We start from the raw sequence: 12650 nt of genomic DNA, 5'->3' as shown, positions 1-12650 counted from the left end.
ACTTGAGTGCGAGACCGCAACACGCCCACTGTCCCACCTGCTGCTACGGCAACGCCCTCCTGTGGACTTCGCCGTCTGCCTCGATACTCAAGAATGTTTCCACAGTGTCGACGAACCCGCCAGTGTCGTGAACCCGGTCGCCGTCTCGTGGGTCGTGGAAGTGGCCAAACACAAGATCGTCAAACTTCGCAAACGTGGCGAGCGCTGTGCTGGACATCAAGGGCCGTCCGGATTCCATGGTCAGCCGCCCGTTGCTGCCGCTCAAGCGGTCCGTGAAGTAGCGCAGGTGTGCGGACTTGACAGCTTGAAGATTCGACTCTCTCTTCTCTTCGCCCAGTCTCAGTTGTAAAAGCGCCTGGCGGATGTGCAGCCGCTCCGCTGCCGACACGCGCGTTTGGGCGCCGAAGTACAAGGCGCTTGCGTTGTCGAGGAGCGCGGTGAACTCATCTGCCGAGCGACCCATCATGTCCCAGGCACCTTCATAAGCTGTCAGCAGCGCATTCGTGATCGAGATCGCCGTGTCCTCGATCAGGTGCGTGCGTTTCAACCAGTCCATCTGATTGTTGCCCTTTCGAAGCAACGCGGCGTTCTTGTGCGCCAGGATCACGCTGGCGCTCGCCACCGCCGTAGGCAGAGGCGTGAGCGCATCGGCTCGGCCAGCCATCAGCCGCCATCCCCAGTCAGCGTAATGCCCGTGGGTAAAGAGGATGTCTGATTCTCCCGCCCTCAATCGCAGACATGGGTAGTGAATGTCCCCGAGCGACACAAACCTGCGATGCTGTGTAGCCTCCGCGATCTGTCGCAGCAACGGTGTCCGACTCATGATGTTGCGCGACCACCGATCCTGATCTTCGGACTCAACAAAATACACGAATGCATCGTGATTGCCGGGAACGTAGTGAATTTGGCAACTGCGCTCACGTGCGGCTTCCAGCTTGTGCCAAAGGTCCTCCCATTGCGCAACAATGTGCCGGGCGAGCGCCGCGTCGTTGAAGGATTTGGAATAGATCCACAGGTCGAGGATGTCTCCAAGCAACACGATCGTGGTGTTGCGGCATTGATCCAGCCAGGCGAAGAATGCATCGCGACGCGACGACTTCGTGCCCAGGTGAATGTCTGAACAAACGACGATCTGCTGCCCCTTTACAAGGTGTCCCGCTTCAAGTTCGCTCGAACCCGTCGACAAGCCAGGGTACGGGTAGACAACCCATTTTTTCTCGTACATCCAAGCCGCGGCGCGAAACTCTCCCGCGAGCCTGCTGCGAACCGAAGCGTCGAACTTGACGGTGTTGCCGCTTGCGGCCTCGAACCATCCCACGATCATCGCAACGAATTCGTCGGTGTCTTCAGCCAGCAGCGCCTCGCAAGCCAGGTGCAGGCCCTCATGGGCATTTGCCAAAGGAACGTTGCGCTCTTGAAGGTACCGTACAAAGCGACCGACGGTCACTTGCGCAAGTTCTTTGATTTCCGGCACTGAGTTCTCGTCCATGGGTCGGCCTCCTGCGCACATGCTCTGCGCAATAGGCCGCGAAATCAAGCAGCCGACCCTGCAATCAGGATGCATTTCAGATCCTGCATAGGGCATCATGCCGCTCGTGCGCAATGCGACTGGCGACATTTCGAATCGGCCCCGCCCAAAGACAAGCACGCAATTGATGAGATCGAACGCGCGGGCCTGCTCGCCCTACGAAACCCGTATGCACGCGCAATGGCGCTTCTCGTCGAGCGCGCTCTTTCGACAGTCGACTCTGCCGCCGCCAATTCAGCGCCGACAGGTCTGTCCAGACCGTTTCGACCCTAGCGAAATCAATCCAGTGGCGAGGCCTCTCGGCTTCGGCGCATCGGTGCTAAGCATCAGTGCCTGATGAAGGTACGACGGTTCTACCGCTGACGACCGCGCTGACGCGGCGTGCGGACATGCCCAGCTTTGGAAGGGACTGGCACTAGCCTGCGTGAACACATGAACGGTGGCCCCGCCAGAATCCTCAGGCCTCGGCCACGCTCAGACGTCCTCCAGCGCCATGTCGATGGCATCCAGGAGCCGGCCTGCATCGACCGGCTTGAAAAGCACCGGCACGCCTGATTCCCGCATCCGTTGAAGACGATCAGGCCCGGTCTCGCCGGTGATCAACAGCAACGGCAAACGCACGCCGTTGCGCCAACGCAAGCGCAGGCCCGCATCGAGCCCGCTGCCGCCATTCGACAGACGGTAGTCGCACAGCAGAAGCTCGAACGGCCGCCCCGCGGTTTCCGCTTCAGACAGTGCCATGGCCACCGCCGCTTCGTCGGCCACCGCCTGCACATCGAATGCATAACTGCGCAGCAACCCGGTCATCGCCTGACGGATTTCGGCTTCGTCATCGATGAGCAGCACGCGTCGGGACGACACCGGTGGCGAAGACCTCGCCGGCACCCGATATCCCCACATTCGCAGCGCTGACGCGCCCGCCGGCGCATCGACCGGCATTGCTGTCGGTGCACACGCGGCGGGCATCTGCACACGAAATCGTGTCCCTCGCCCCACTCGTGACTGCACCTGAACCGGATGGGCGAGCAGTCGAGCCAACCGTTGCACGATGGACAGACCGATCCCGAGGCCATGCGCGCGATCGCGCTCCGAGTTGTTGACTTGATAGAACTCCTCGAAAATGCGATCCAACTGCTCGGGCGCGATGCCGATGCCAGTGTCGCGCACTTCGACCCACACTCGCTCGCCGCGCGTGCGCACGCGCACCACCACGCCGCCGCGTACCGTGTACTTGAGTGCGTTGTCCACAAGGTTCGAGAGCATCCGCTGCAACAGCTGAGGGTCGGTACGTACCCACACTGCGCTGGCCCGTATGCGCAATTGCAAGCCTGCCTGGTCGGCGCGTGCCAGGAAGACATGATTGAGCGACACCAGCACCGCACCGAGGGACACCGGTTGGATGTCGGGGGTGACCACACCTGCGTCAAGGCGGGAGACATCAAGCATGGTGTCGAGCGAATTGCCCAGGGCATGGACGGCGCGCATGAGCCGCTCGGCGTTTTGACGTTCGGGATGGCTGTGCAGCGCGTTCTGGAGCGCGGCGCCGAACAGCGCGACGGCGTGAAGAGGTTGGCGCAGGTCGTGGCTGGCAGCCGCGAGGAAGCGCGTCTTCTCCACGCTTGCGCGCTCGGTCGCCGCAATCTGCGCGCCCAAGCGACCGGCCAGCGATTCGTTCTCGAAACGCAACATCAACGCACTGGTTAACTCCCTGTTTTGCAACACGCCCCGACGCAGGGCAAACAGCAGGTAGACCGTGCCGATGGCCGCCAAGAACAAGTTCACGCCGTCGCTGTGCCAGAGCAATGCACCGATCAGTCCGCCCATCATCGGAATGCCATAGCCGAACAGCGAGCTCCTCATGGGCCACAATGACTGCATCGCGAGACCGCAGCCGACCATGATCAGGATCGCCATCAGCGCCGTCACTTCGGCGTTTTGGGTGGTGACGAAGAACCAGGGAACAGGCGCGGTCGCAACACCAACAAGGACCATCTGGTACGTGTGTCTACGCGCCCAACGGGAGCGTCCGCCTCAGGCATGTCGTCATGCCAGCGTGGCGACGCCAGCACATACAGGTTCACGCAGGCGAGCATCAGCACAAACGGCAGCGCGAGCGGCAAGTGCAAATAGAAATAGCCCATCGCGCCTCCGATCAAGGTGAAGCACAGATGACCGTAGACGCCGGCCCTGCGCGAGGCGTAGACCGAGGACAGGTGCTCACGCAGCACGCGCTGACGGCTGGAATTCTCGATGGGAGGATGGTTCAACGCGGGTCGTCAGAAATAGCAGGGTTGCTTCGATTGTCTGCTGTGAATCATCCAGAGTAGGCTGCAGTTGGCTACGCCGGGCCTGTCGCATGTTCAAACGCGAGTTCCAGGCCCCTGCATCTCCATCGCGGAACACTTCCGGTGGCACAGCAGGCAGGCGGAATCGCAACACCAACCTCCGATCTGGTTTCGCGTCCCTTGGTTTTTTGCAGAAGCCCCCGACTACGAACGAAGCGATTCGATAACGCGCGCCCAGCTTCCGGGGTACATCTTGTCCGTGATCGCAGGCGCAATCTTCGCGCTCGACACAAACACCTGTGTGCCAAGAAGGTCCTTCAGCGCCGGCACCTCGGCGAACCACTCATTCTCGGCGCGGGCGATCAGCACGACAACGCCTTGAGCAACGAGCTGGCGAACAAGCTCACGAATCGGAGCGCGACTGGGAAACTCTGCCATCTTCTTCAAGAGATTGCGTTGCCCGGTCGGCCACTTTTTGCTTGCCCAGGGGCTCAGCTCCACTTTCAGCATGCGACGGCTGATTTGCTCAAGCGTGATGCCTTCGCGACGAAGCGCACCAAAGACGTCGTTCCGGTAGTAGGCCATCGTCCCTCGCGTGACATGGGGCCCGACCACGGAAAGTGGCCACTCCGGATGAGGTTGGAAGTGTGACTCGCGCGTTGCCTCATCGCCATAGCTTGGGTTCGCCTTGAGCAGCAAGATGGTCGCCGTGGCTGGATCCCCGTCGAATGCGATAGGCCCCAGATCTTCGCGAACGCGCCAGCCTTCCCTTCCCTTGCGGCCATCTTCTGTACGGGCGCCGAGGATGGCTTGCTCCACGGCCTGCTTGTAGGGTGAGAGGAATGGCAGATCCATAGCCTCAATGGCGGCAGGCTGCAGCGTGGCGATGATGTTGGCGTCGACGTGGCTCACGCCGTTGATCATGGCACATCCATGGCGTTGCGCCCCACGTCCCTTCACCTCCGAAACGGATGGCATCGGGCACGTGTACCTGGAAAGGCGGCCCGTGAAGCTTTCGCCTCGATGCAGCTCAAGCATTTGCTCTTCGGTATCGAAAGCCATGATGCATTTCACGCAAAACGTGTACATATCTACATCCGTATAGGAGTAGCGTCAAGTCGTCGAGCCGTACGAAACCTCAGCCTTCACGGTGACGGTCTCGACCCGTGTGGGTATGTCACCTCTCCCTGCAGGACTGGTCAAAAGCCTCCCTCTTGCTGAATTGATGTCCTTTCAACCGCCAGAAGGAACGATTGCCTGAGCGCCTGTTTTTGAAAGTTGATGCCACGGGTGCGTCCTGGTACCTCTTTCCATGCTGCCATCAGCGCGAGGCGGTGACGGTCCCAGGCTTGCGGACGATGGTAAACCGCAACGTAGCGGTGTCGCTCGCCCGCGCTCACGTAGACCTCACATTCGCCTCCAGCCTCTCCAGACCATCCTTCCATGCACTGATGCGGCATGTACTCCCAGGCGGTGGGCTCGAGAACAGGAATAGCACCGGTAGTGGCCAGCGCCCCGACAAACTCCCACCCAATCCAGGGACCGGTTGCAGGGTCGAACTGCAGAAAGGCCTGAAGCCGAACACGTCCGGCCCCCTGTGTCGCCAACTGGAGCCTGCCGTCCTCGTGCATGACCATCGCGAGATCTGACGGTGAAATGTCGATTTCCAGCGCCTCGCAGACGTCCGAGAACGCACCTCGGAACCAGTCTTCCAGCCGGGAGAGAAACCTGCCTGCTTGCTGCCACTGCAACGAATCGACCATGGCTTCCCCTTGTTCATCAGAAAAACAGACAACGGATGCATCGAGGCTCGGGAAACTTGCGCGGCTTCGAAAAGTGCAAGGCTCGACCGGCTCGCCCTCATCGGCGCCCTTCAACGAACTCCGCAAGCAGCCCGCCAAAGCGCCCATTTGGGAAGCGAGCCGACCCAGGAAGACACCGTCTTCAGCTTCGTCAGCGCTCTTGCGCGCAAACATCAGCAGCCACACGGCGCCGTCCGAGCGGGCCAGGTACGCCCATGCCAGCTCTCGGCTGCCATCGGCCAGCCAAGCCGCATCGTGACGCTCATCAGCGGGCAACAAGAACGAGCGCAACAGCCAGAACCCGCCCAAGCTTTCCAGCATGACAGCCTGCTCGCCGAAGCGAGAAGGCGCCAGGGGCTGGTCGACAACGGCCGTGCAGACCAGCGTGTTCGAGCGCGATGAAAAGCCGAATGCATGATCGCCCGCCAGGGCGATCACACTGACGGGACCTGCCGCGCGAAGCGCCGCCGCGACATCGCCTGCTGTATCGGGATGGCCTTCAGTTGCCAGCCACTCCGCTTGTGAGGTGAATCGCTTGCGGCTCCTGGGCACACGCACGGTCCGCAAAAGCGCGTGGACCGGACGCGGGCTCGACGACAACTCGCTTCTCCAGCGCATGGCACCAAGACGAGGCAGATGGACGCCAGGCGTCGCAGACAGTCCGCGCGCGCGGAGCAACGGCGCAATCAAAACAGGTGCTTCGGGCTTGGCCCCTGGGGCATCCGCTGGTACGTGTTCCGGGTAGAACCCGGCGGGCAACGGCGCGCTGCCTGCCAAATGGCTCTGCGAGGCCGGAGTCAGCAGATCGTCCAAGCTCACCTGCCCCATGTCCTCGCGCCGGCGGCCCATGTCCATGCGCAGGTCACTGCGCACCTTGGCCAGGATGACCCGCGCGACCTGGGCCGCATCCAGCGTGCCATCGAGGTAAGGAAATTCGACCTGCAAGCGGGGAAGCGGCTCTGCGTCTGACGAGCGCCGATATGCAGCCAGTCGTCGGCTGATCTGACTGCCGAAGCGGTCGACCCTGCCGATGCGCTGCTCCAAGTCACCGGAAGTCCAAGCCACACCGTAGTGAACCACCTCGTCGCAGAACAAATGCAGATCCACCCCCTCCTTGAGCACATCGGTGCAGACAAGCACGTTTGGATGCGTCGGGAATTTGAACTGCGTCACCGCATTGCTATCGTTCACGCGGCCCGAGCGCCCGAACACGGGTTGCATCCGGTCAAAAGCTGAGTAGGCCTTCGCATGGATCTCGCGCCACTCGGTCACGCCCTCTGCTCGCAGGCACTTGTCGACGATGGTGTCGAAGTTGACGATCCAGCGCCTGAACTTCTCCCGCCAGTTCGCGGCATAGCTGTTCAACTGTGAGGGGAAGAGGGCTTCGCCTTGCTCTGCGCTTTTCTCTCCGAGGAATCGCAACAGGATGTCGGGCAACGCCAGCGCTTGGCCGTCGGCGCCGTGGAGCACCACATAGCGGCGCAGCACATACAGGTCCACGAGCAAGTCGGTCTGCCGCATGGATTGCAACAGGCAGCGCTGCAGCGTCGCACGCTTCCAGTATGCCGAGCTACCTGGCACGACCGGCCCCAGCAGCCAATGCTGTGACGGGTTGCTCCCGGCCAGCGCGAGCGCCTCCTCGCCCATACAGAGCACAACCAAGCGCTCCCACCACCGGTCGACAGCCGCCCAGGCGGTCTCGTCTTGCCCGCCCGAATCCACGGGACGCGTCTGCAGGAAGCCGCGCAACGGGTTACGGGCGAAGGTTCTGTCGCGCAGGCGCGACTGGAACGAGTGCAGCTTGCCTTTCTCCTGGATGGCCGCGAAGTAGTCGAGCGATCCGGCGACGGGGGCTGCCTCCCCCCCATTGAGCTCGCTCGGCGCATCCGACGCATCCTGCGGCTCGATGTCGTCCGGCCCGTCATCGTCAGGATGGGACGGGGTGCTCCAGAAGCGAGACGGCTTCCAAGCCGGCTCGCGCAGCGTGATCGAGGACGGCGGGGCATGAAGCCAGTCGCGCCAGACGCTCAGGCGATGGTCCACCGCCTTCTGGAACTCCAGCAGCAGGCCGTCGCGCAGCTCTTCCACTGTGTCCAGCCGGCGCACGAAAATCAATGTCTTGTGGGTGCTCGCATCGCTCAGGCTTCGTTGGAACACGCGTTTGACCGCGTCGCTGAGTTTGGCGTGCGGCAGCGCAACCGATGCATGACCGGCATCCTGTCCTCCCAGCCGATGGTCAGCAGCGCTGGCGTTGAAGCTCTGGGCGAGCGCGTCAATGCTCATTCGATCCAGAGATTCCTCGCCGGCTGCGGGCCCGCCGTCCTGCCGGTGCTCGAACTCGGCATCGGCTTTGGCCTCGTCGCGATCCTGGATTTGCTGGCGCTGGCGCTGGCGCTGTCGATGTGTGCGAAGCGACGAGGCCAGCGATTCGAACGAGGAGCATTCGCCCTGCCGGAAACGGTTGTGACGACCATCGAGCGCCACAACCAGGCGCTTTTGCACCAGTGCCATCGTCAAGGCCGTGAACGGATCGCGCGCGCCCGAGATCTTGACGCGTTCGTAGCGTCTGTAGGTCGTTTTCACGTAGCGCTCGCGTTCTGCGTCCTCATAGGCACGGATTCGGCGAACCATGAATTCCCTCATGATCTCGACCACGTCCACAGACTGCGGCGCGTCACGCTTGAGTCTGCGCGCAATCGCCGGCGACCTGTCGACAGGCAAACACGCACAGACCCTGCCCGCTTGCGCCTCACCCGTTGCGAGGTAGGCATCCAGGCATGCCAAGCTCTGCGTGCCGCTGTGCAGGGGCGTGGCGCTGAGGAACAGCCAGCGGCGCGCGTGCGGCCGGAAGATCTGAAGAATATGCTTGTTTTGCTGGTTTCCCACGTGGCGCAGGTACTGCGCTTCGTCGAAGATGGCGAGCGAAATCCCGCGCGCACACAGCAAGTTCCCAAGCTGCTGCGCATAGCGGTTGTTCAGCAGGACGGCCAGATGCTCCGTCTCGGCCTCGCCGCTGCTCGCAGCATTGGCAAACGCTGCCATGTCCTCTTCGGAAGGCACCGCGGCCAGATCGACAAGCGCCAGTCTGTAGGCCTCGAAGATGCCCGCGGCCGCAGAAGCCTGAGCACCCGAGCCGCCAAGGCTCAGAGGCCGGCTGAACGAGGAATACCGCAATAGATGGATGCGGCTTTGAGCATGCTGCAACGCGAGCGCGAAATCGCTCAGCCGATCGTGCAGCGCCACGGGACTCACAAGCTTGCCTGTGCGCGCGCTGCGAAGTCGATCGTCAGCCGCCAGGTAACAGGTGCGGATGAACGCATCCCACTCGCGCAACCACTGTTCCTGCAAGGTCCTGCCCGGGCATACGATCACGATCTGCGCGAGCGGATCCTCCAGGATCTGAAGGGCGATCACGGCCATCGCCTGGCGCGTCTTGCCCATGCCCACCTCGTCCGCGAGGTAGCCGAACCCCTTGGTGCGCAGCAGGTGCCACAGCGCCGCGACGCCCTCGCTTTGCGCTCTCCCCTGGGCGCTGCACGCGTGCTCTCCACCGCCGCCGTCGAAATCGATGAAGGTTTGCAGCTGGCCGGCGGTCAGCGCCTCAGGCAGCAGTGTCTCAGTCATGGCCAAGGCGCACCTCCCGACGGAACCATTCGATCAGCATGTCGCTACGCGGCTCGCCGTGACTGTGTGGGAACATCGTCGCGAAGGGCTCGGAACTGGCAAGCAGTTGGCGCACCCGTCCCTCCGGCGCCTTGATGTCTTCCAGCAGGCTGACTCGCAAATCGGCTTTCGCGGCAGCGCTCGCGCCCGGTGTCGGCAACGCCTCGACGGTCGCCAGCAGTTCGCACAGTTGCACATAGCGCGCGATGACGGCTTCATCCGTGTCGCACTGCTGGACTTCCACAGCTCTGTAGAGAACAAACGGCCCGATGGGTGAAATGGGGTCGAAGGGGTCCAGAGCCTCGAGCTTTTGGAAGTAGCGGCGCATGTGGAAAGTGGCTTGGAAATAGCCGAACAGATCCGATGACATGGCCGTCGATTCGTCCTCGAGGCCGTCGGTCTCATCTGAGCCCCCCGCGCCTCGCGTCCACTTGCGTTGCGTCTGCGGCGGCAGCTCCGGATTCAGGCTGCGCAGCACCTGGATCAAGGAGGACAAGCGCGGCCGCGGCCGATAGCCCAACACATCCTCGGGTGCGTTGAGCTGTAGAACCAGTCCGACGAACGACGCCTGCGCCTTGTTCGGATGGCGGTACCAGACGTCAAAGCGCTTGATCATGCGCAACGACTTCGCGTCGAACACAAACAACTGCGGCGCCAGCGATTTGACATCGACCTGCGCTTGCATCTCTCCGATGGCCAACGAAACATTTTCCAGCGCAGCGCGCTCGTGCAGCCGAATGCGCACGATCAGCTTGCGTGCCTGCCAGTCGCAGGCGGCCTCCGCATCGAAAGGCGGCAGCGCCGGCGCTCCTTCGGCATCGGGCTCCTCGTCCAACTGCGCCTCCTCAGGATCAATCAGCGGCGCAAAAATGGCCTCCCAGGGAGACTCCCCGCGGACGCGGTAGCGCAGCACAGCCTCCACATTGGCCAAGCGCCCTTCACCGTGCGACCAGGCTGCCATCGTGAAGTTTGCGGATCCCACGCACAGCACGTGTTCTCCTGCCCGGCTGAGCAGCACCGCCTTGGCATGGGACGCGCGGGTCGCGTCGTCCATGAAATACCCATAGAGATGGCGGTTCACCGCAACGCCCGCAGGACGCAGCAACCGGCCTTCCGCAGTGGGTGCGGGAACGAGTGTGCAAGCCTGCACGCCCAGCTGCTCGACCAGTTCATCAACCCCTGCCCAATAGGGCGACACCACAACGGCGCGCTCCCATGGTTCACCACCGGTGACTGCAGCCACCAGAGGCGGTACAGGCTGCGCTGCGCGCTCCAGCTCTGGCGGCCACGCCAAATGCAGCGTCGGCGTGCTCGCCCGGTGCGGGCTCAGTGACAGGGGATCGGTCAGAACCGCTTGCACCTGCTGGAGCACCTCGAGAACCGAGCCCTCGGCACGCGCGCTAGCGCCGGCGGCGAGCGAGACCTGCGATCTGGCCTGTTCGATGAGCCATCGCACCAGCGGTTGCAGCGACTCGCCGTGCTGGCGCGTGAGGGCCGTCACCCCAGCCACTTCCCGCTGCAGCGCCCACCCTGACAGCGAGAGATTGCCGCTGCCCACGCACAGCCAGCAGACCTGGCGTGACGGGTCTGCGACCGAAGGACCTGCGAGCAACGTGATCTTGGGATGAAATCGCCCTGCCTCCAGGCCCACCGGCAAGAGCCCGTAGCGCATGTCGCCCTTGGCTTGCGGGTGAGTAGAACGGTCGCACACCACCAGCGTCCGCAAAGAGGCCAGCGCGTCGTTGACTTCGGAGCGCACGAGCTTGCCGTCCTTCAGGTCTTCCAGCCGCATGCCTGCGAGCAGGGGCAAGACGTTGCCTTCGAAGAAGGTCGACGAGAAGTTGAAGGTCGTGAACAGGGCGCAGGATGGCTTTCGGTCGACGAATTGCGCCAACATGAATTCAAGCGCATTGCGCATGACGCTCAGATTGCTAGCGTCCTCGCTCATGTGCGCGTCCCGAAAAGCTGTGAGTGAATGGCGCCGGCGGTGGCCAGGTAGTAGCCGTTGTTCCACGGCAGTCCGCGTTTCATGTGGTCTTGCACGGTGATCAGGCTGCGCTCTGCACCCAGCAGAGAGACGATCTTTCCTTCGTCGATGGAAAGCAGCGGTTCCGAACCGCGCTCCTTCATCAACCGCTGATGATGGTTGATCACCTCCTGCAGGAACGACTCCGTGGGACCTGAAGTCAATGCGTTGGCCAGTGCGGCGATCTGCTCGTCGCGCTCACCTGCGTTCGCCGCGTAGAGCCCAGCGAAGCGTTGCGCGCGGTCCCTGTGCACCGCGCGGGATGGCTCCATCCACTTCGCCGCCTGTCCAAGGCTATTGCGCTCCAATGCGCGCATCAGGTCGAAGGCGTCCTGCACCAGCACGAGGAAGTGTTCGCATTCCGAGACGCGAGTGAGCGATGGCCGCAACGCGCTGGCGGGCTCCCTGTCATCGCGCAGACGCAGCGCCAAATTGTCGACCATCTGATCGACCTTGGGCTGCCCTGAAGCTTGCTGACGAATGTCGGCGCAATGGCGCGCGAATGCCACCTGTGCGGCGTTGCCGAGCACCCGGTCCCGCATTACCGTCATCAGCGCAGTCGAGTCAAAAGCCTCCCCAATCGCACGTGCCAGGACCTGCGTACCGTCCAGTACTTGCTTCGGTTCGAAGGCTTGCCGGTCGATGTCGTCGAGCACCCGCTCCAGACCATGGCGCAGCGCATTGACGGCACTGGTGGACCAGCATCGGCGAAATGCCGTTGCGACGTCCGGCAGCACCGTCCATTCAGCATCGACCAACTCCGCACGTCGACACGTGCCGCTGTAGTACTGGTAGAGGCCGTTGACCGCGGTGCCGGCATCGTGGGCAAATACGCGAAAACCGTCGGGCCTGCTCAACGCGCGGGTGCCAAAGCACTGGCCTGCGTTCGCGTGCGCCCAGAGGTAGTACTCCAGCAATCCTTCCAGCAGTCGAAAGCACGCACGGAAGTTTCGCGAAGCCACCTCTTTCAAGGGTTCCTGGAGCAGCCAGTGAATCAGCAAGACCGCCTTGATTCCGCTGAGTTTGTACACGCCTGACGCCAGGTGCGGCACCAACTCCCTGCCAACACCGCTCCACACCGGCAAAAGGCCAAGGGGATCACGCACAGCGGTAGCGCGCACCAGCTCCGGGTCATTTGCGGTGAAAAAAGGCAGCGCAGGAAAGAGCTCATCGCCGCGCACTGAAGAGCTCATCCGACGCGATGCGCAAGCGCACCGTCCGCAACGCGCGTCGGAGACGGCACAACGACGCGCGATGCAGCGCTCGCTGGACACCTGCGCAGGAAGCACCCTGCTCGTTCGCGCTGTCGTCTCATGGATTAGCCCTTGTCCTTTTGCATCCCTGGC

7 protein-coding genes are annotated in these 12650 nt (G+C 62.7%); all 7 read right to left on the bottom strand.

Going from position 1 to position 12650, the window contains the following annotated elements; genetic code table 11:
* Nucleotides 1–43: 43 nt before the first annotated feature.
* Nucleotides 44–1489 carry a metallophosphoesterase gene (locus AB6807_RS35505; protein ID WP_371088241.1) on the bottom strand — a complete coding sequence of 482 codons (1446 nt, stop codon included), beginning with the start codon at nucleotides 1487–1489 and terminating at the stop codon, nucleotides 44–46.
* A 513-nt stretch (nucleotides 1490–2002) separates the two neighbouring features.
* Nucleotides 2003–3454, bottom strand: a complete 1452-nt coding sequence (locus tag AB6807_RS35500; RefSeq protein WP_371088240.1) for a hybrid sensor histidine kinase/response regulator — start codon at nucleotides 3452–3454, stop codon at nucleotides 2003–2005.
* On the bottom strand, nucleotides 3451–3795 hold the full coding sequence (locus tag AB6807_RS35495) for a hypothetical protein (RefSeq protein WP_371088239.1): 345 nt from the start codon (nucleotides 3793–3795) through the stop codon (nucleotides 3451–3453). Before AB6807_RS35495 ends, AB6807_RS35500 begins: the two co-directional genes overlap by 4 nt.
* Before the next feature lie 222 nt (nucleotides 3796–4017).
* Nucleotides 4018–4875: a hypothetical protein gene (locus tag AB6807_RS35490; RefSeq protein WP_371088238.1), complete on the bottom strand. Its 858-nt coding sequence runs from the start codon at nucleotides 4873–4875 to the stop codon at nucleotides 4018–4020.
* A gap of 137 nt (nucleotides 4876–5012) precedes the next feature.
* Nucleotides 5013–9239, bottom strand: a complete 4227-nt coding sequence (locus tag AB6807_RS35485) for an SNF2-related protein (RefSeq protein ID WP_371088312.1) — start codon at nucleotides 9237–9239, stop codon at nucleotides 5013–5015.
* Nucleotides 9232–11226, bottom strand: coding sequence for a hypothetical protein (locus AB6807_RS35480; RefSeq protein ID WP_371088237.1), 1995 nt, complete (start codon nucleotides 11224–11226; stop codon nucleotides 9232–9234). Before AB6807_RS35480 ends, AB6807_RS35485 begins: the two co-directional genes overlap by 8 nt.
* Nucleotides 11223–12497, bottom strand: a complete 1275-nt coding sequence (locus AB6807_RS35475; RefSeq protein WP_371088236.1) for a hypothetical protein — start codon at nucleotides 12495–12497, stop codon at nucleotides 11223–11225. The genes AB6807_RS35480 and AB6807_RS35475 overlap by 4 nt, the downstream gene beginning before the upstream one ends.
* Nucleotides 12498–12650: the final 153 nt, after the last annotated feature.

Source organism: Variovorax sp. RCC_210, from assembly GCF_041355175.1.
Lineage (GTDB): Bacteria > Pseudomonadota > Gammaproteobacteria > Burkholderiales > Burkholderiaceae_C > Variovorax.
The sequence above is the reverse complement of the archived record's forward strand: the minus strand, read 5'-3'. Positions and strand labels throughout refer to the sequence as shown.

Bases quoted from the DNA above. Each gene is read 5' to 3' on its own strand.
- AB6807_RS35485 (WP_371088312.1), bottom strand. From the start codon at position 9,239: ATGACTGAGACACTGCTGCCTGAGGCGCTGACCGCCGGCCAGCTGCAA.
- AB6807_RS35475 (WP_371088236.1), bottom strand. From the start codon at position 12,497: ATGAGCTCTTCAGTGCGCGGCGATGAGCTCTTTCCTGCGCTGCCTTTT.
- AB6807_RS35480 (WP_371088237.1), bottom strand. From the start codon at position 11,226: ATGAGCGAGGACGCTAGCAATCTGAGCGTCATGCGCAATGCGCTTGAA.
- AB6807_RS35490 (WP_371088238.1), bottom strand. From the start codon at position 4,875: ATGGCTTTCGATACCGAAGAGCAAATGCTTGAGCTGCATCGAGGCGAA.
- AB6807_RS35505 (WP_371088241.1), bottom strand. From the start codon at position 1,489: ATGGACGAGAACTCAGTGCCGGAAATCAAAGAACTTGCGCAAGTGACC.